An 18,932-nucleotide genomic window follows, 5' to 3' on the forward strand; every position below is an offset into this window, starting at 1 on the left:
GCACGTTAGCTACGACAGAGTGCGCTGGCCTGCTGTCTCAGATCGACATGCAGGCGCTGGACGAGCAGCTCACCGGCGGACATGACCCCATGATGAGCGGACGGAGCGCTATCGTCAATGCGTGATGGGCGGATTTGTCGTCGTCTCAGAGGATTCGGCGACCCGCTCACCGCGACGCCGGACCCGGGCGCGGCCGCGCGATGCCCCGGCTCTCCAGGGGATTCCCGAGGGCCGTGGGCGACGACGGCTCCCCGAACGGCACGGAGTGTGGGATCGGGCACAGAAGGGCGTGGAGTATGGGCCAGGGCGCGACCGAGACGACGCTGACCAACGCACGGCTGGTCACCCCGCGGGGGGTCCGCGTCGGATGGTTGCGGTGCGAAGGCGCGCGGATCACCGACCTCGGCACAGGTGAGCCGCCGCGCCCCGGTGGCTCACCCATCGACGTCGGCGGCCGGTGGGTCCTGCCCGGCCTGGTCGACATCCACATCCACGGCGGCGCCGGTGCGGCGTTCACCGCCGCCGACCCCGACCGCATCATGACCGTCCTCGAGTTCAACCGCTACCACGGCGTGACCGCGGTCGTCGGCGGCCTCGTCTCCGCCTCCCCCGAGGACACGCTGCGGCAGGTCGCGGCCCTGGCGGAGGTCGCCGACGCGGGGGAGATCCCCGGAATCTACCTGGAGGGCCCCTACATCTCGGCGTCCAAGTGCGGCGCGCACGACCCCGCGCTGCTGCGCGACCCCGACCTCGCCGAGTTCGACCGCATCGTGAAGGCCGGGCGCGGCCACATCAAGATGATCACCGTCGCGCCCGAGCTCCCCGGAGCGCTCGACCTGATCCGCGCGGCCACCGCCCAGGGGGTGGTGGCCGCTATCGGCCACACCGACGCCGACTACGCCCAGACGCGCGCCGCGATCGACGCGGGCGCGACCGTGGCCACGCACCTCTACAACCAGATGCGCCCGCTACGGCACCGCGACCCGGGTCCGATCGCCGCCGTACTCAACGACGAGCGGGTGACCGTCGAGCTGATCAACGACGGCGTGCACGTCCACCCGGGCGCCGCCCAGGTCGTGTTCGACGCGGCGGGCGCCGACCGGGTCGCCCTGGTCACCGACGCCATGGACGCCACCGGCCTCGGCGACGGCGAGTACACCCTCGGCAAGCTCCGGGTCCGAGTCCGCGACGGCCAGGCGACCCTGGTCTCCACCGGCGCGATCGCCAGCAGCACCATCGTGCTCCCCGACGCGATCCGCCAGGCCGTGCACAACGTCCACGGCGTCGGCATCGAGGCCGCGGTCCACTCCGCCTCGGCCGTCCCCGCCCGCGCCCTGGGGCTGCCCGGAGTCGGCTCCTTGACCCCGGGTAACCACGCCGACCTGCTGCTCCTGGACGCGGACCTCACCGTCGCCGCCACCATGCACCGCGGCTCCTGGGCACGGCCCCTGTAAGGAGTGTCCGTCCGAACAGACAGAATCGCGGCTCCGCGCGGGAACAGCGTTGGAAGCGTCGGGATCCGGGGTCTGCTGGGCGGCCTTGTTCGCTTTTGTCTCTCCGGTGTTCTTGGGTGAAAAGCGGCACCGAGGGCGGAGGGGGTTGGGGACACCGGTCGTCCGGCGGGTGGGCGCACGGTGCCCCGGGGCGGGAAAACACTCGCTGCATGCCCGTTATGTCCGCGCCTGCGTTGATCTCGGGAAAGCGAGCCAAATTCCAGCGGTTTTTTGGCGCACTTTCCCGAGATCAACGAATCCACCCTGCGCCGACCAGGACAAACCGGGCATACCCGACACCCGGCGGCCCGCAACCCAACTTCCGGGCCGCCCGCATGGCCCGCCCGGGAGACGATGAAGGGCGCCCAACCCCCTCCGCCCTCGGTGCTGCTTTTCACCCAAGGACACCGGGAAGATCCTCGCAGACAAGGCCGCCCAGCAGACCCTGGTTCCGCACCAGGCCCCGCCCGGCGGTGATGACGGGCTTATTCACGACGAAACAAGCACAATCGCGCCCCTTGCCGTGATCACCGCGGGAGCCCGCTCACAGCGGGGCGTCGGCGGCGTATCCCGTCATGTGCCTTTTTGGCCGCCTTACGGCGTGTCCACCGCCAGGAAATGTCGCGCTGCGCAATAATCTGATCGCATACGGCAATGATTTCGGATTCGCGGCCCCCTCGCGACTCCGCATGACTCCACGTACGGACATGGCCGAGGGGGACGATGGCATTGCTGAACACCTACCGGACCGTCCGCGTCGCGTTCGGGCAGGGGCTGAAGCCGGCCGTCCGGGCCATCCTGACGGTGGTCACCCGGCGGTTGCCCGTCTCCGTGCTGCTCATGCCGCTAACGCTGCGCTGGTGGGGACTTCTCCGGGACAACCCCCGGCTGCACCCCGCCGTGTTCCAGGGACGCGCCGTGCTGGCCCGTGTCTGGGACGGGCCCCTGTCCACCGATCGGTTGGCGCGTTCCAACCTGCGGCGCTGCGTCGACGTGCTGGACGCCGAGGGCGTCGACTACTTCCTGGTGCGCGGTCTGTCCGAGCGCGAATACACCATCGGCGTCGACGCCGACCACCGCGAGCGCGTGGTGGCGGCGCTCGCGGAGCGCTATGGCCGCGACGGGGTGTACGCCGCCCCCATCGGCCGTGGACTTCTCGACTTTCTGCGGCCGCTCGCCGACCGGCGCGGTCTACGGCGCCTCTACTCGGCTGGGGCCATCCGCGTGGGCGTCTACATCACGGCCGGGGGCGACAGAGCCGTCGTCGGGCCGGAGCACGGGTGCGTCATCGAGTTCTGGCGCACCGGCCGGAGCGTGCTGGACGACCCCGGCCGCGACCGGGTCCTGAAGGCGCTGCGCGTCGTCGCCCCCGAGACAGTGCTCAGCGACGCGCTCATCGCCCCGCGCCGCAACCGGGTGAGCGAGGTCCTGCCCGCCGAGGAGCGCCGACCCCAGCGGGTCCGGATCGGCAACCGCCACTTCCCCACCTTCCCCGCGTTCATCCGGCGGCTCCCCGATGACGTCACCTTTCCCATCGACGTCGTCTACACGTGGGTCGATGGTGCCGACCCGCAGTGGACGGCCGCGCGCGACCACCATCTGAGCCGGATCGGCGCGCTGAACCCGACGGCGGCATCGCACTCGCGCTACGTGGACCGCGACGAGCTCCGCTACTCGCTGCGCTCCCTGGAGATGTACGCGCCGTTCGTCCGCAACATCTACATCGTCACCGACGGCCAGTGCCCCGCGTGGCTCGACGCCTCCTCCGACCGGGTGCGCGTGATCGACCACCGCGACATCTTCGACGACCACTCCGTGCTGCCCGTCTTCAACTCGCACGCCATCGAGACCCGGCTGCACCACATCGAGGGGCTGAGCGAGCACTACCTGTACCTGAACGACGATGTCTTCTTCGGGCGCCACGTGTCCGCCCGCACGTTCTTCCACGGCAACGGCATCGCCAAGGTGTTCCCCTCCCCGTTCCAGTTCGGGCTCGGCATCCCGCGCGTCGACGACCAGCCGGTGGACGGGGCGGCGAAGAACAACCGCGAGCTGATCCGCGGGGCGTTCGCCCGGTTCCCCGCCCACAAGTTCAAGCACACGCCCATCCCGCAGCTGCGCTCGGTCATGTTCGATCTGGAGGCGCGCTTCCCCATCCCGATCGCCCGGACCACGGCCTCCCGGTTCCGGCAGCCCGGCGACGTGTCCATGGCCTCGTCGCTGCACCACTACTACGCGCTGCTGACCGGCCGCGCCGTCGAGGGCGAGATCGACTACACGTACATGAACCTGGCCGATCCGGAGGGGGTCGCCACCCGCATGCGCGCCCTGGAGGAGCGCCGCCCCTTCGATGCCTTCTGTATCAACGACACCACGAGTCCCGCGCGCGGCGCTGCCGTCGGGGGCGCCGACGCCGCCGGGGTCCGCGCGGCCGCCATCGACCGGCAGGTCCGCGCGTTCCTGGAGTCCTACTTCCCGTTCCCCGGTTCCCTGGAGCTGGGCACGGCGCCGGCCGACATCCCGGCGCAGATGCGGCGTCAGCACGGCGGCGGCGCTGAGCGCGCCCCGTCGAGATCCGAAGCCGCGTGATCGTCCATGCGTCCGGGCTTCGCTGACCGCACCGTCCGTCGGGCGCCGGCATCTCCGCGGCCGGACCGGCGTCCTCCGCTGGTGGCCTGGCTGCAGATGCTGGCACTGTGCCATCTGCGCGGCCCCGTCCGTGCGGCCCGCACGGTGCACCGGCACGCGTCCCGGCTCATGCGTCGGGTGCGTCGGGGGATCATCCATCTGGACCGCTTTTTCGCCCGCTTCCGCGCCCGCTCCGACCACCTGTCCATCCTCGACGGGCAGACGCTGAACCTGTCCGCTGTCCTGCCCCGGCCCGGCGGCGGTGCCGTGAGCGTCCACATCGAGTTCGAGGCGGGCGGCCGACGTGTGGCCGCCCTGACCCGGGTGCTGCCCGACCCGGACGGGCGTGACCGCGTGGAGGCCACCGTGCGACTGCGCCCCGATCACGGGTCCGCGGGGATCGCCGCACCGCCCGGCGCCGCCGATCCCCGCAGTGGGGGCGGGCCGGCGCGCGAGACCGACCCCGCCGAGGTCCGGCTGGCCGCGGGCCGGTGGAGGGTCCGGCTGGTGGCGGTCTACCCGGAGGAGACCCTGCGGGTGGCGCTGACGCTCCCGCGGGCCACCGGGGCGGCCCAGGACCGTCCTGCGGGGCAGGCACGCGCGTGTCCGCAGACCCGTGCCCGGTTCGCGCTCGTCGGCACCGCGACCGGCGCCGCGGCCCTGTCGGTCGCGCCGCCGCGGGCGGCGGCGGAGGTGCGGTCCGTGCTGGTCCGCCCCACTCGGGCACGCGTCACCGGCGAACTGCTCGACCTCCCCGACATCCACGCCATGGACGCCGATGTCGCGCTGCGCGGCGGCGGTTCGGCCCACAAGGTGCGCCTGGAGGTTCAGCCGGGATCGCGGGGCATCGCGTTCACCGTGGATCTACCGGTGCCCGAATTGGCCGAGGTCGCACGCTCCGAGCTCCGCTGGGAGCTGCGGTTCCACACCCGGTCCCACGGGACGCTCCGGGCCGGGCGCCCCGACACCGATCTGCGCTCGGCGGGCGCTGTGCTGCGCGTACCCGCCCAGACCGTGTTCCCCGAGACCGGGCCGCCCGTACTGCTCCGCCCCTACTACACCGACGCCGGAACGCTCACCATCGCGCTGACCCCGCTACCTCAGGGAGTCCGACCATGAAGATCACCTACCTGCTGACCTGGGGCGACGCCATGGGCGGCACCGAAGTGGCCGCATTCTCGCAGGCCGCCGCCCTGGCCGACCGCCACGAGGTGGAGATCCTCAGCGTCTTCCGCACCGAGGACGCCCCGTTCTTCGCCCTGGACCCGCGTGTGCCCTTGCGCTACCTCATCGACGCCCGCCGCCCGACCCAGCGCCCCGTCCGCGACACCGGGCTGGAGGACAGCGAGTGCGAGGCGCTGTCCCGGGCACCCAGCGAGCTCATTCCGACGAGCTGGGAGGGCGCCTTCAGCCGACTCGCCGACATCGAGCTGCGCCACGCCCTGCCCCGCCTGCGGACCGACGTGCTGGTGAGCACCACGCCCGCGCTGATGTCGCTCGTCACCCGGCTCGCCCCGGCCGACGCCGTCACCGTCGGCCAGGAGCACCGCATCTCCGAACTGCGCGAAGCCAGCGGCGGCCCGCTGCTGACCTGCGCGCCGCTGCTGGACGCGCTGGTCGTACTGACCGAGCCGACCCGATCCTGGTTCGCCGAGTCGTTGGGGACGGCCGCGCCCCGCCTGGAGGCCATCCCCAACGCCGTCCCCGCCGGGTTCCAGCCGCGCTCCTCCCTGGACAGCCGGACGATCCTGGTCGCGCGGCGGCTCGTCCAGGAGAAGCAGGTGGACCACGCGATCCTGGCCTTCGCCCAGGTCGCCGACGAGCATCCCGGGTGGACGCTGCGGATCTGCGGCGACGGCCCCGACATGAGCAAGCTCCGCTCCCTGGCCGACGCCCACGAACTCCACAACCGCGTGGAGTTCCTCGGCACCGTTCCCGCGATCTCGGAAGAGTGGGCCAAGGCGAGCATCTGCCTGCTCCCCTCCCACATCGAGGCGTTCGGCCTGGTCCTCACCGAGGCCTTCGCCGCCGGGGTGCCCGCCGTCGCCTACGACTGCCCGACCGGCCCGGCCGAGGTCGTCCGGCACGGCGTCGACGGCCTGCTGGCCCCCGCCGACGACGTGGACGGGCTGGCCGTGGCCCTGGCCAAGCTGATGGACGACGACGACCTCCGACACGAGATGGGCCAGGCCGCGCTGCAGGGGCTGAGCAGGTTCTCCACCGAGGACGTCACCGCCCGCTGGGAGGGGCTCTACACCGACCTGGCGGAGATCCCATCGGCCGACCGCGCCCACGCCCGTACCGAGAGGGCCGCCCGGCACGCCGCCGCCACGGCGCACACCGGCATGGTGTTCCGCGCGCTGCCCTGGGAGCAGACCAGATCACAGGCGCCCAACCTGCAGGCCGAGGAGGCGCGGCTGCTGCGCGCGCACTCTGGGCTGGTCCGCTCCGGCGGACAGGTCACGGGGGTCCGCGACGACCTGATGCCCGCAGACGCGCTGCGCGCCAACCTCGACCTGGTCGTCCAGGCGCTCGACGCCGCGGGCGTCCCCTACGCGCTGCTGCGCGACGAGGGGCAGCGGCACCGCGTCATGGTGACCGCCGACGTGCGCGAGGCGGCGCTCGACTCCCTGGCGTCGGTCCACGCCGACGCACCGGTCTACGTACGCCCGCTCAAACCGCGCGGCCACCTGCCACAGCCGGTGCTGGCGAGCATGGCCGCCAGCCTGACCGACATCTGCGGGGTGCGGGTGTACCACCCCTGGATCACGCCCGGCCGCACGCTGCGCTACGGCGCCGCGTACGCGGCCGACCTGGAGTTCTGGACCTGGGACGCCGACCTCCCGGGGTACGCGGGTCCGGGGCAGACCGACATCGGCGACCGGATCCCGCTGGAGGCGATGCGCCAGGCGACACTGCGCGTCCAGGACCGCGACTACGCCACCTACGAACCGTTCACCCGCTGCCTGCCGAACGATGTGCGGTTCCCCATCGACGCCGTCTACACGTGGGTGGACGGCGCCGACCCCAAGTGGCGCGAGCGGTGGGAGGCCACCCTCGCCGACTACGGTCTGGTCGTCTCCGCCGACGCCACCGACGACCACCGGTTCACCAGCGCCGACGAGCTCCGGTTCTCACTGCGCTCGATCGCCATGTTCGCGCCGTGGATCCGGCACATCTACGTCGTCACCGACGGCCAGGTGCCGCCGTGGCTCGACGCGTTCCACCACCGGATCACCGTGGTCCCGCACCGGGAGCTGTTCGGAGAGCGCGGCGCCCTGCCCACGTTCAACTCCCACGCCATCGAGTCGCAGCTGCACCACGTCGACGGCCTGAGCGAGCACTTCCTCTACTTCAACGACGACTTCTTCCTCGGGCGCACGCTGCGGCCGGGGCACTTCTTCCACCCCGACGGGACGTCCCAGTTCTTCTGGTCGCCCACGGCCGTCCCGTTCGACGCGCCGAGCCCCGACGAGCCCGCGCATGTCGCCGCCGCGAAGCAGAACCGGGCGCTGCTCGAACGCACCTTCCAGCGCTCGCTCACGCACGGTTTGCGCCACGCGCCCTACGCTCTGCGGCGCTCGGTGCTCGCCGAGATCGACACGTGCTTCCCCGAGGAGGTGGCCGCGACCGCCGCCAGCCGGCTGCGTTCCCACACCGACCTCTCGATCCCGTCGTCGCTGCACCACCACTACGCCTACCTGACCGGACGCGCGGTGCCCGGCACCGTCGTCTACGCCTATGTCGATGTGGGCGACCCCGCGCAGCACGTCAAGCTCACCCAGCTGCTCGGCGGGCGCAACCGCGATGTCTTCTGCGTCACCGACTCCACGCCGCATTCGGTCCCGCGCGCCGAGCAGGCCCGGATGATCCGCGCATTCCTGCGCGGATACTTCCCCCTGGCCGCGCCCTGGGAGCTGGACGCCGCCCCCGTCGAGGACGCGGGATGACCGCTCTGGCAGGCTCTTGCGCATGGATGTGCGCACAGCCCAGCGACTCTGGTCGCTCGACTCCGTCTGGCTCAACACCGCCCAGTACGGCATCCCGCCGAACACCGCGCACCGGGCTCTGGCTGAGGCCATGGAGGCCTGGCGGACCGCGACCGGGGACCCCAGTTCCTGGGGAGCCGCAGCCCAGGACGCGCGGCGCCGGTTCGCAGCGTTGATCGGCTCCACGCCCGACGACATCGCCCAGGGCACGACGACATCGCAGTTCATGGGCGTGATCGCGGCGTCCCTCCCCGATGGCGCGCGGGTGGTGGTGCCCGAGGGGGACTTCACCTCGGCGGTCTTCCCGTGGATGGCCCACGCCGACCGGGGTGTGGAGGTGCGGGTGGTGCCGCTGGCCGGGCTGGCCGACGCGATCGACGATGCCACCGCGGTGGTGGCGTTCAGCCTGGTGCAGTCCGCTACGGGGGAGGTCGCCCCGGTCGAGGAGATCCTGGGCGCCGCCGCGCGCCACGACGCTCTGGTCGTCACCGACGCCACCCAGGCGGCCGGGTGGTGTCCGATGGACGCCACCCGCTTCGACGCGGTGGTCTGTTCGGCCTACAAGTGGCTGATGGCGCCGCGCGGACTGGCCTATGCTCACCTGTCGCCCCGCCTGCGCGACCGGGTGCGCCCGACCGGCGCCGGGCCGAGCGCGGCGGCGGATCCGATGGCGTCCTTCTACACCTCGCGGATGGTCCTGGCCGAGGGGGCCGCCCGGTTCGACGCCTCCCCGAACTGGTTCGCGGCGGTGGCCGCCGCCGAGTCCCTGCGGGTGCTCCAGGACATCGGCGTCGAGGCGGTCCGCGCGCACAACCTCGCCGTCGCCAACCGGTTCCGGGACCGGCTGGGCCTGCCGCCGGGTGACTCGCCCATCGTCGCCGTGGACGACCCGGACGCCGGGGAGCGGCTGCGCGCGGCCGGTGTGCGGGCGGCGGAGCGCGGCGGCCGGGTGCGGCTCGCGTTCCACCTGTACTCGACGGAGGAGGACGCGGACACTGCGGCCAAGGCTCTCGCCTGAACGCCGGATTGGGGTGAGCGAAACACCGGGTGGGGGATCCCCCGCACTGCAGGGGGTTGAGATCGGCGTCCGGCGTGTCGTGGTCATGTTGCGGATTCACAACAATACTTGGAGTGACAATGGCCGTCAGAGCACGTCATCCGCCGACCGGAAGGACGCCGTCATGGCCCAGTCGAAGTACAGCCGGCCCTGCCCCGCGCCTACCGCGGTACCACGCTCCACCGAACGGCTCCACCTGTCCCGGCTGGCCGCCGCACTCACCGGCTACGGTGTGTGGGCGCGGATCATCGAGGACACCGCGCCGTTCCTGCGGGTGAGCAACCCCGACTCCGACTGCGCCATCGAGGACGTCGCCTGCGAACGCCGCACGCGCGACCACGCGTTCATCGCGTCGTCGGGGGTCTATATGGGCAACAGCGACAGCATCTCGCTCACCGCGAAGAAGATCGCCTGGCTGGTCGGCACGATCGACCGCTGACCGCGCCACCGCCACCGAACCGCAGAACCGCGGCCCTGGGTGTCCGCCTCCGTTTCAGGAGGTGGGCCCCGAGGACCGCAGTGCCCGACCGGCGGCCGTCACCACCACGCCGAGGACGGCGATGCCCAGATAGGCGACCGGCGGGAGGTCGAACCACAGGTGGAGCAGGCCCATGTCCTTGTCGAAGAACATTGGGCCGACGAACCCCAGGACGCCCTGGATCAGGACGATGATGCCGATGACTTCGAGCACGGCCGCTCCCCCTCACTCGTCATGCACCCCGCTGCGGCACCGCTCGGCGCCGGAGGGCCCCATGATCGCGTGACGGCGGGCCGGGAGTCGTCCTCCCGGCAGCCGATTTCCGCGGTCCGTCGAAGGATGTACGCGCACACCACGGATACGGACCAGGGGCCGCCGACCGAGAAAAACCGTGTGCGGAACGACCCGTTTCCGATGTAGCGTCCCGACATGTCCAACTCCCGGATCTATTAGCTCAGGACCTCGCTGCCGTAGCACCAGTGTGTCCTGAGTCAGATCCGGGAGTAATTTTTTGATCACCGCAAGTAATGTTTCTGTGCGCGCCGGCGCCCGTCTGCTGCTCGACGACGCGAGCTTCCACATCTCCCCCGGAGACAAGGTCGGGCTCGTCGGCCGCAACGGCGCGGGCAAGACCACGCTCGTCCGAGTCCTGGCGGGGGAGACCACACCCGCCGGAGGCGAGATCCACCGCACCGGCTCGGTCGGGTACCTGCCGCAGTCCCCTCGGGACGATGAGGCATCGGGCACCGTCGCCGATCGGATTCTGTCCGCCCGCGGCATCGACGAGGCGGTCCGCGGCCTCCGGGCGGCCGAGGCGGCTATGGCCCAAGCCAAGGGCCACGAGCTGGAGAAGGCCATGCGGGCCTACGCCCGTGCCGAGCACCGGTTCCTCGCGCGCGGCGGGTATACGGTCGAGGCAGACGCCGCGCAGGTCGCCGCCAACCTCGGGCTGTCCGACACGATCCTGCGCCAACCCTTGGCCAGTCTTTCCGGCGGGCAGCGCCGCCGGGTCGAGTTGGCCCGCCTGCTGTTCGGCGGACACGGCACGCTGCTGCTGGACGAGCCGACCAACCACCTTGACGCGGACTCGATCCGCTGGCTGCAGCGGTTCCTGCGGGAGCACAGCGGCGGGTTCCTGCTCATCAGCCACGACGTCGACCTGTTGGAATCCACGGTCAACCGGGTGTTCCACCTCGACGCCGACCGCAGCGCGATCGACGTCTACAACGTCGGTTGGACGACCTACCTGACCCAGCGCGAGACCGACGCCCGCCGACGGCGCCGGGAACGGGTCAACGCGCAGCGCAAGGCGGACGAGCTGCGCGCGCAGGCCGGGAAGATGCAGAGCAACGTGAAGACGGCGGTGGCGGCCAAGAACATGATCCGCCGGGCGGACCGGATGCTCGCCGAAGTCGAGCCCGAACGCCGTGCGGACAAGGTGGCGCGGCTGCGCCTGCCCGACCCGCCGCCCTGCGGCAAGGTCCCGCTGACCGCCGAGTCGGTGTCCAAGTCCTTCGGCTCGCACGAGGTGTTCACGGGGGTGGACGTCGCGGTCGACCGGGGTTCGCGGATCGCCATCCTCGGACTCAACGGCGCGGGCAAGACGACGCTGCTGCGCATTCTGGCCGGTCAGGAGCGTCCGGACAGCGGACAGGTCCGGCACGGTACGGGTGCGCGGCTGGGCTACTACGCGCAGGAGCACGAGACGCTGGACCCCGACCGCACGGTCCTGCAGAACCTGACCGACACCGCCCCGCATCTCGCCGACAACGAAGCGCGGCTGATGCTGGGGTCCTTCCTGTTCTCCGGTGACGACAGTCAGAAACCAGCGGGGGTGCTCTCGGGCGGGGAGAAGACCCGCCTGGCGCTGGCGACCCTGGTGTGCTCCGAGGCCAACGTCCTGCTGCTCGACGAGCCGACCAACAACCTCGACCCGGCGTCACGCACGGAGATCCTGCGGGCGATCGACTCCTACCGGGGCGCCGTCATCCTGGTCACCCACGACGACGGCGCCATCGAGGCACTGCGCCCCGACCGCGTGCTGCTGCTGCCGGACGGCGTCGAAGACTTGTGGAACGACGAGTACCACGAGCTGGTCTCCCTCGCCTGATTCCGCGTGTGGGCGGCGCAGCGAGCGGCGCGATCACCTCCAAGTGTTCGCGCCGCTGTTGGTATTCGCCTACCTGTGGAGATCCGGTCGGTGGCGCTGTGGCGCGCCACAACACGAAGAGCCCCTGACCTTCCGCGCGTGCGGAGGACAGAGGCTCTTCGAAGAAAGTGGAGGTGGCGGGAATCGAACCCGCGTCCTTCAGCACCGCAACAGGGCTTCTCCGGGTGCAGTTCGTGCTGCCGTTCTACTCGGCTCCAGCGCTCTCACGAACAAGTCGCTGACGAGCCCAGCCACGTAAGTGTCCCGCTCGGGCCCCGTGGCCTGATCCGAGCGGTGAGTCCTCTGAACGATGCCGGACACTGGGCCGAGGACGAGCTCAGGCCGACAGAGACGCTATCGCTTAGGCAGCGAGAGCGAACTCAGTGCGCTTAGAATTGGCACTTGATATTTAATGCGATGCAGGATTAACGAGGTCACAAACGCAACCCTCGACCCGCTTCCCCTGAAACGACTACCGAAGTCGAAACCGATCACCCCCTGTGGATTTATCAACAGGCCCGAGGGCCCGCAGGCAGGCACCACCGCAGTGGTCCCTGTGCTCTAACGCTACAGGTAGAACGCTTCGAAGGCCAAGCCGATTCCCGGCCACGCCATCCGTTATGTCCCTGATACACCGGCCGCGTCATCGGAGGTCCGGCACCGGAACGCGCGGCCTCCGCGGGCACCCTTCCCCCGAACATGAGAAACCCCCGCGGGTGCGGACGGGATCCATCGACGCTACCCGCGAGGGCGGCCGGCAGGGTCGGGCCGGCCTCTCATCCAGCAGGACCTCCCCCGAGACGAGGTCCCGCCTTCTAGGACTGGTGTCCGCAACCCCCTTTACGGCCTCCCAGTCATTAGGGAAGACGCGTTTTTGACTCGCGCGGGTTGCCCCTGACCTGGGGTGACTTACGGTCACGTCACGGACGGCGCCAGACCGGTTCGGATGGGGCCGTCGGGGCGAGCGTCGGCCGGTGCCGACCCGTCCGACCTGCTCAGACCCCGGGGACGCCCGGTGTGCCCGCGCCGCCCGAGGCCGCACCGCCGGCATCGCCGTCCGCGGTCGCGCCCGGGTCCTCGACGTAGCCGTAGGGAAGGTTCTGCAGGAACCCGCTGCCCGCGCTGATCGCGTACTGGTCCCACTCCATCGCCGGGTCCACCTCGGCCACCACGGCGAACGCCACGTTGCCCTGGTAACCCACGAACCATTGCACGGCGGTCTCCTTGCCGCCGACGTCCTGCTTGACCGACGCCGCCTGGCCGTGCACCGGGACCGTGCCGAGGTTGGCGCGGGAGGCGCCTCCCTCGACGACCGCGGCGCGCATCATCTCGCGCAGCTGCTTGACCGTCTCCTTGGGCAGGTCGTGGGAGGCACCCGGCTCACCCTGATCGGTATCGCGCACCAGGCGCGGGGCGCGCCACGAGCCGTCGGCGACCGCCCCGGCGACCAGCGCCATCGACAGCGGGCTGACCGTGACCTGATCCTGGCCGACCATGGCGGCGGCGGTGTCGCCCGCCGACTCGGGCGCGGTGAACTCGCCGTTGTAGGTGGGAACCGAGAGCCGCCAGTCGCCATCGATACCGAAATCGGCCGCGGCGGACTCCAGCGCCGCTCCGCCCACGCCCTCGCCGAGACCGGCGAACGCGGTCGTGCAGGCGAAGGCGAAGTCCCTGGTGAAGTTCGGCTCCCACAGCCCGCCGTTGTTGGGGGTGGCGAAGGTGCGGTCGCCGACCTTGGTCTCGGGCTCGCACGGCACGGTCGCGGAGGGCTTGGCCGCGCCGGACTCCAGCGCGGCGGCGGCCGAGACGATGGTGAAGGCCTCGCCCGGCTCGTACTCCTTGGTGAAGGCGCCGTCGTTGCCCAGGTCGTCCGGGTTCCCGGCGGCGGCCAGGACCTCCCCGGTGCGCGCGTCGAGCGCGACCAGGTAGCCCGCGCCGGGCAGCTGCGCCAGGGAGGTCGCGGCGACGCCCTGCGCCGTCGAGTCGAGGGTGGTCGTCAGTGAGCCGCTCTGCGTACCGGGCCACGATTTCAGGACACCGGTCTGCTCGCCCTTCTGGTTGACGGTCACCACCTCGGTGGTCGCGCTGCCGGCGAGACGCTGCTGGAAGACGTTCTGCAGGCCGTTGAGGCCGACGGTGTCGCCGGCCTGGTAGGTGCTGACGACGCGGGAGGAGACGTTGTGCTCGGCGGTACCGGCCACCTCGCCGATGACGCCGCTGGCCATCGTGGGGGTCAGCGGCATGGTGAGTTCGGTGGTCTCGACGCCGGAGATCTTCTTGGCCTTGCGGACGACGGACTCCTTGACGTCCTTCTTCCGCAGCAGCGCCAGGGGTTGGAACTCCTCGGGCGGCGCGGATCTGACCCGGTCGAGCATGGGGTCGGGGTCCTCGCCGAGCACCTTGGCCAGGGCGCCCACGCCCTCTTTCATGCCGTCGAGCTCGGCGGGGACGACACCGAAGGCGATCAGCTCATCCTCGCTGACCAGCGGCTCGTGATTGCGGTCGAAGATCTCGCCGCGGTCGGGCACGTCGTAGCTGACGGCGAGCCGCTCGCCCTCGCCGAGCTCGGGGTGGATCACGCTCGGGGACCAGGCGATCTTCCACCCGCCCGCACCGCGCCCCAGCGACATCTCCCCGGTGTACTTCCACACGGGGTCACCGATACCGAGGTCGGCCTGGACCTCGAACTCGGCGGTGGCTCCCTTGCCGTTCTGCCGGATGCGCCCCAGCCCGAAGCGCAGGGCGGCCAGGTCGAGCTGGCGGTGCGCCCGCTCCAGGGAGTCGGCGACCTCCTCCACGTCCCCGGTGGTCTGCCGGGCGGCGGCCTCGTACTCACCGGCCTGCCAGTCGAGGAGGAAGGTGCGGACGGCGACCTCCGGACTGGGCTGGGTGGCACAGGCGGTCATCACGGCCGCCATGGCGACACCGGTGCCCGCGGCAAGGAACCGGCGGAGGGGAGGGGGAGTCACCCTGGATCCTTTCGTTCACACCTCAGCGCCGACGGCGCAGCGCACGCTCGATATCACGCTTCGCCTCGCGTTCGGCGATGTCACGGCGTTTATCGTACGAACGCTTACCGCGTGCCAGCGCCAACTCCACCTTGGCCTTGCCTTCGCTGAAGTACAGCGACAGCGGGACGAGGGTGCGGCCGGCCTCCTCGGTCTTGCCGACCAGTTTGGCGATCTCTTCGCGGTGCAGCAGAAGCTTACGCGGCCTACGAGCGGCGTGGTTGGTCCAGGTCCCGTGGGCGTACTCCGGGATGTGGACGTTCTCCAGCCACACCTCTCCATTCTTCACGTGCGCGAACCCGTCCGTGAGGGACGCGCGGCCGGCACGCAGCGACTTCACCTCGGTACCGGTGAGCACGAGGCCCGCCTCGTAGGTGTCGTCGATGTGGTAGTCGTGCCGGGCGCGCCGGTTCTGCGCGATGACCTTGCGCCCTTTCTCCCGTGGCACCGGAGTTCTCCTTAGTTACACCCTGAGGTAGCGCCGCAGCGTCAGGAACGACGCGACGGTACACAGCAGCACGCCCAGAATCAGCGAGACGCCGATGACGTACAGCAGCGAACCGGTCGACAGCGCGACAGGGAACGCGAACCAGTCTTCGACCTTGTCCAGGAGGAAGAAGCGCGCGGCGACGATGAAGCCGGAGGCGATGACACCACCGATCAGACCCGCGATGGCGCCTTCCAAGAGGAAGGGAAGCTGGATATAGAAGTTCGACGCACCGACGAGCCGCATGATTCCGGTTTCCCGGCGGCGGCTGTAGGCCGACAGCCGGATGGTGTTGCCGATCAGCAGCGCGGCGGCGCCGAGTTGGATGAACGAGACGGTGAGCGCGCCCCACTTCAGGCCGTCGAGCAGCCCGAAGAACTTCTCCAGCACCTGCTGGTCGTCGGAGACCGACTCGACCCCGGGGGCGCCCCGGACCTGCTCGGCGACCTTGCTGTACTGGTCCGGGTCCTTCAGCTGCACGCGGAAGTTGTCCGGGATGTCGCCCTCGCGGACGGCGTCGCTCATGGCCTCGTTGTTCGAGAAGCGCTCCTGGAAGTCCTTGAACGCCTCGGCCTGGGTCACGTACTTGACGTCCGCGACCTCGGGCAGCGACGTGAGGCTCGACTCGACCTTGGTGCGCTGCTCCTTGGTGGCCTCGCCGCTCTCCTCACAGGCCGCGGACGGCGCGTTCTTCGTGCACATGAAGACCGTGAGGGAGACACGGGAGTCCCAGTACCCGCGCATCTGCGAGACCTGCTGCATCATGAGCAGACCGCCACCGAACAAGGCGAGCGAGATGGCCACGGTGATGATCACCGCGACGGTCATCGTCAGGTTGCGGCGTAGGCCGATCCAGATCTCGGAAAGTACGAATTGTGCTCGCATGATGTGTTAAGGGTCCATCCTTAGGGGCTTCGCCGCGCTGCTACGGCCAGCGGGGGACGCATGGCCGACCCGGCTGGTCAGTCGGCTCAGTAGGCCTGGCCGTAGATGCCGCGCGTCTGGTCCCGGACGACGACACCCTCTTCGAGCTCGATGACGCGCTTGCGCATCGAGTCGACGATCGCGGCATCGTGGGTCGCCATCACGACCGTCGTTCCGGTGCGGTTGATTCGGTCGAGCACCTTCATGATGCCGATCGACGTGGCGGGGTCGATATTGCCGGTGGGCTCGTCAGCCAGCAGGATCTGCGGCCGGTTGACGAACGCCCGGGCGATCGCGACCCGCTGCTGCTCACCACCCGACAGTTCGTCGGGCATACGGGTGGACTTGCCCTCGAGGCCGACGAGCTCGACGACCTCCGGCACGACCTTGCGGATGAACCGCCGCGGCTTGCCGATGACCTCCAGCGCGAACGCGACGTTCTCGAAGACGTTCTTGTTCGGCAGCAGCCGGAAGTCCTGGAAGACACAGCCGATGCGGCGCCGCAGGTGCGGGACCTTCCAGTTGGACAGGCGCGCGAGGTCTTTGCCCGCGACGTGGACCCTGCCCTGAGAGGGCTTCTCCTCCTTGAGGACCAGCCTGAGGAACGTTGATTTACCCGACCCGGAGGGACCGACGAGGAACACGAACTCTGCCTTGTCCACGTCGAGGGAAACGCCGTCGAGAGCCGGGCGCTTCTGGGTCGCGTAGACCTTGGTGACGTTATCGAAGTGGATCACAGGTGCATCACAAGGTTCTCGGAGGTAGGGGCACCCAGACGGATGTTCACATCCGCGCAGGGCAGTACCGGCCACGGGGCCAATCGACAGTGTAGAGGCGATCGCAACCCGGAATGTCCAGATCGACGTGCGACCTCACACCGCCGCCCACAACTGGAGGACGTCCGGGCGGGCGATCAGACGCCGCTTTCCCCCCTACGGCCCGCTGGCCCCGACTGTCCGCGCAGGACAGCACGTCCGAGCATATCGGAAGCGTCAACCACCTATAACATTCACATATACCCGTTTTGTCGCAAACGCGACGCGAGGGGGAGATTTTCCCGCCCGCGGGCCGCAGCGGATGCCCATCCGTCACATCCGCCACACGCGCCCCGCTAGCCCTGCGCGTCCCCGTTCTCCTGACTGCGCATCCAGCGGATCTCCGCGTCGATGAAGTCGTCGATCTGACCGTCCAGGACGGCGGTCGGGTTGCCCGACTCCACGTTCGTGCGGGCGTCCTTCACGCTCTGGTACGGGTGCAGCACGTAGTTGCGCATCTGCGTGCCCCAGCTGCTGGCGCTGTCGCCGCGCAGCTCGTCGATCGTGGACTGCTCCTCGCGGCGCTTGCGCTCCAGCAGCTTGGCCTGGAGCATCGACATCGCCGTCGCCCGGTTCTGCAGCTGCGAGCGCTCGTTCTGGCACGAGGTGACGATGCCCGTGGGCTGGTGGGTGATGCGCACCGCGGAGTCGGTGGTGTTGACGCCCTGTCCGCCCGGACCGCTGGACCGGTAGACGTCGATCCGCAGATCGCTCTCGTCGATCTCGATGTGGTCGCTCTGCTCGATGACCGGCACGACGTCCACACCCGCGAAGGAGGTCTGCCGACGGCTCTGGTTGTCGAACGGCGAGATCCGGACCAGCCGGTGCGTCCCGTGCTCGCCGCGCAGCGTCCCGTAGGCGAACGCCGCCTTCACGGCGAACGTCGTCGACTTGATCCCCGCCTCTTCGGCATACGAGGTGTCGTAGATGTCGGTCGGGTAGCCGTGGCGCTCGGCCCAGCGCAGGTACATCCGCTGCAGCATCTGCGCCCAGTCGGCGGCGTCGATCCCCCCGGCCTGCGCGTTGATGGTGACCAGGGCCTCGCGCTCGTCGTAGGGGCCGCTGAGCAGGGTGCGGACCTCGAGTTCGCCGATGTCCTTGCGCAGCGACTCCAGCTCGTTGTCGGCCTCGGCCAGGGCGTCGGAGTCGTCCTCCGTGGCGGCCAGCTCGTAGAGCACGCTGAGGTCATCAAGGCGCTGGCGAATGTTGCCGACCTTGGTGACCACGGACTCGAGGTTGGCGAGCCGACGGGTCACCCTCTGGGCGTTCTCGGCGTCGTTCCAGAGCTCGGGGTCGGCAGACTGCTCGCGCAGCTGTTCGATCTCGGTGTTCTTGGCGTCGAGGTCCAGCACGGATTCCACGCTCGCCAGGGTCGACGAGAGTTCCTTGATCTTTTCTGCGGGGTCTTGGTCTGCCACGTGCCCAAGTCTAGGGCGTATAGGACGCCGTCCTTCACACAGCGGGGTGCGCCGCCCCGACACGGACCGCCGCGATCCAGGTCGGCGCCGATCCGCACCGGTGGGCGGCGGCCCCCGATCGGCGCTCGTGCGGACCGGGGACCGCCGCCCGCCGGGGTCGCGGCGCGCGGAGCCGGGACCAGGCTCCGGCCAGCGACCTCGTGCGCGCCTTGCGCCCGCTGAGGAACAGCACCAGCCCCACGACCATCACGATCAGTCCGGGTGCCCCGGGTATCGCGGCGATCAGGAAGTACCTGTCGTCCAGCGGGGCGTTGACCAGCTTCGGTGTCCCGTCGTCACCCGGCCCGAAGTGGGCGGCACCCTCGTGGGCGGCGGCAGGGAGCACCGCTTCCTCCCCCTCCAGCTCAGGAGAGTGGGACACAGCAGGCACCTTCTCTGCGACATTCCAGGCGCGGCCTCCGACCGACACCAAAAAGGGCCGCGCCC

Annotated in this window: 14 protein-coding genes and 1 other RNA gene; 7 read left to right on the forward strand and 8 right to left on the reverse strand. The window is 70.3% G+C overall.

Going from position 1 to position 18,932, the window contains the following annotated elements; all coding sequences use genetic code 11:
• Nucleotides 1–296 precede the first annotated feature (296 nt).
• The 6 genes from nagA (at nt 297) to CDO52_RS23955 (ending at nt 9,606) form a co-directional block, all read left to right on the forward strand.
• The gene (gene nagA / locus CDO52_RS23930) at nt 297–1,454 is read left to right on the forward strand and encodes an N-acetylglucosamine-6-phosphate deacetylase (RefSeq protein WP_017618704.1); all 1,158 of its coding nucleotides are present in this window, start codon (nt 297–299) and stop codon (nt 1,452–1,454) included.
• Nucleotides 1,455–2,216: 762 nt separating this feature from the next.
• Nucleotides 2,217–4,082 (forward strand): stealth family protein, encoded by a 1,866-nt coding sequence (locus CDO52_RS23935; protein WP_033300167.1) that lies wholly within the window; start codon nt 2,217–2,219, stop codon nt 4,080–4,082.
• An 81-nt stretch (nt 4,083–4,163) separates the two neighbouring features.
• On the forward strand, nt 4,164–5,240 hold the full coding sequence (locus CDO52_RS23940) for a hypothetical protein (protein ID WP_017618706.1): 1,077 nt from the start codon (nt 4,164–4,166) through the stop codon (nt 5,238–5,240).
• Entirely contained in the window at nt 5,237–8,071 is a 2,835-nt protein-coding gene (locus tag CDO52_RS23945; RefSeq protein WP_017618707.1) for a stealth conserved region 3 domain-containing protein, read from the forward strand. The genes CDO52_RS23940 and CDO52_RS23945 overlap by 4 nt, the downstream gene beginning before the upstream one ends.
• Before the next feature lie 22 nt (nt 8,072–8,093).
• The gene (locus tag CDO52_RS23950; RefSeq protein WP_094932723.1) at nt 8,094–9,128 is read left to right on the forward strand and encodes an aminotransferase class V-fold PLP-dependent enzyme; all 1,035 of its coding nucleotides are present in this window, start codon (nt 8,094–8,096) and stop codon (nt 9,126–9,128) included.
• A 163-nt stretch (nt 9,129–9,291) separates the two neighbouring features.
• The gene (locus CDO52_RS23955) at nt 9,292–9,606 is read left to right on the forward strand and encodes a hypothetical protein (protein WP_017618709.1); all 315 of its coding nucleotides are present in this window, start codon (nt 9,292–9,294) and stop codon (nt 9,604–9,606) included.
• 54 nt (nt 9,607–9,660) lie between these two features.
• Here CDO52_RS23955 and CDO52_RS23960 read toward each other — a convergent pair whose 3' ends face one another.
• Entirely contained in the window at nt 9,661–9,858 is a 198-nt protein-coding gene (locus tag CDO52_RS23960) for a hypothetical protein (RefSeq protein ID WP_017618710.1), read from the reverse strand.
• Between the two features lie 298 nt (nt 9,859–10,156).
• Between CDO52_RS23960 and CDO52_RS23965 the strand changes: the two genes are divergently transcribed.
• Nucleotides 10,157–11,755 carry an ABC-F family ATP-binding cassette domain-containing protein gene (locus tag CDO52_RS23965; protein WP_026125804.1) on the forward strand — a complete coding sequence of 533 codons (1,599 nt, stop codon included), beginning with the start codon at nt 10,157–10,159 and terminating at the stop codon, nt 11,753–11,755.
• 165 nt (nt 11,756–11,920) lie between these two features.
• Here the strand turns inward: CDO52_RS23965 and ssrA are convergent.
• The 7 genes from ssrA to CDO52_RS24000 all read right to left on the reverse strand — a co-directional run bounded on the left by ssrA (nt 11,921) and on the right by CDO52_RS24000 (nt 18,867).
• Nucleotides 11,921–12,293, reverse strand: a transfer-messenger RNA (tmRNA) gene (gene ssrA, locus CDO52_RS23970).
• Nucleotides 12,294–12,789: 496 nt separating this feature from the next.
• Entirely contained in the window at nt 12,790–14,763 is a 1,974-nt protein-coding gene (locus CDO52_RS23975; RefSeq protein WP_017618712.1) for a penicillin-binding transpeptidase domain-containing protein, read from the reverse strand.
• 22 nt (nt 14,764–14,785) lie between these two features.
• Nucleotides 14,786–15,250 (reverse strand): SsrA-binding protein SmpB, encoded by a 465-nt coding sequence (gene smpB, locus CDO52_RS23980; RefSeq protein ID WP_017618713.1) that lies wholly within the window; start codon nt 15,248–15,250, stop codon nt 14,786–14,788.
• A 15-nt stretch (nt 15,251–15,265) separates the two neighbouring features.
• The gene (gene ftsX / locus CDO52_RS23985; protein ID WP_017618714.1) at nt 15,266–16,174 is read right to left on the reverse strand and encodes a permease-like cell division protein FtsX; all 909 of its coding nucleotides are present in this window, start codon (nt 16,172–16,174) and stop codon (nt 15,266–15,268) included.
• 86 nt (nt 16,175–16,260) lie between these two features.
• A complete protein-coding gene (gene ftsE / locus CDO52_RS23990) occupies nt 16,261–16,950 on the reverse strand; it encodes a cell division ATP-binding protein FtsE (protein WP_017618715.1) in 690 nt (229 codons plus the stop codon).
• A gap of 374 nt (nt 16,951–17,324) precedes the next feature.
• Nucleotides 17,325–18,446 (reverse strand): peptide chain release factor 2, encoded by a 1,122-nt coding sequence (gene prfB / locus CDO52_RS23995; protein ID WP_017618716.1) that lies wholly within the window; start codon nt 18,444–18,446, stop codon nt 17,325–17,327.
• Between the two features lie 34 nt (nt 18,447–18,480).
• The gene (locus tag CDO52_RS24000) at nt 18,481–18,867 is read right to left on the reverse strand and encodes a hypothetical protein (RefSeq protein ID WP_017618717.1); all 387 of its coding nucleotides are present in this window, start codon (nt 18,865–18,867) and stop codon (nt 18,481–18,483) included.
• Nucleotides 18,868–18,932: the final 65 nt, after the last annotated feature.

Origin of the sequence: Nocardiopsis gilva YIM 90087, assembly GCF_002263495.1 — a bacterium.
Classification (GTDB): Bacteria; Actinomycetota; Actinomycetes; order Streptosporangiales; family Streptosporangiaceae; genus Nocardiopsis_C; species Nocardiopsis_C gilva.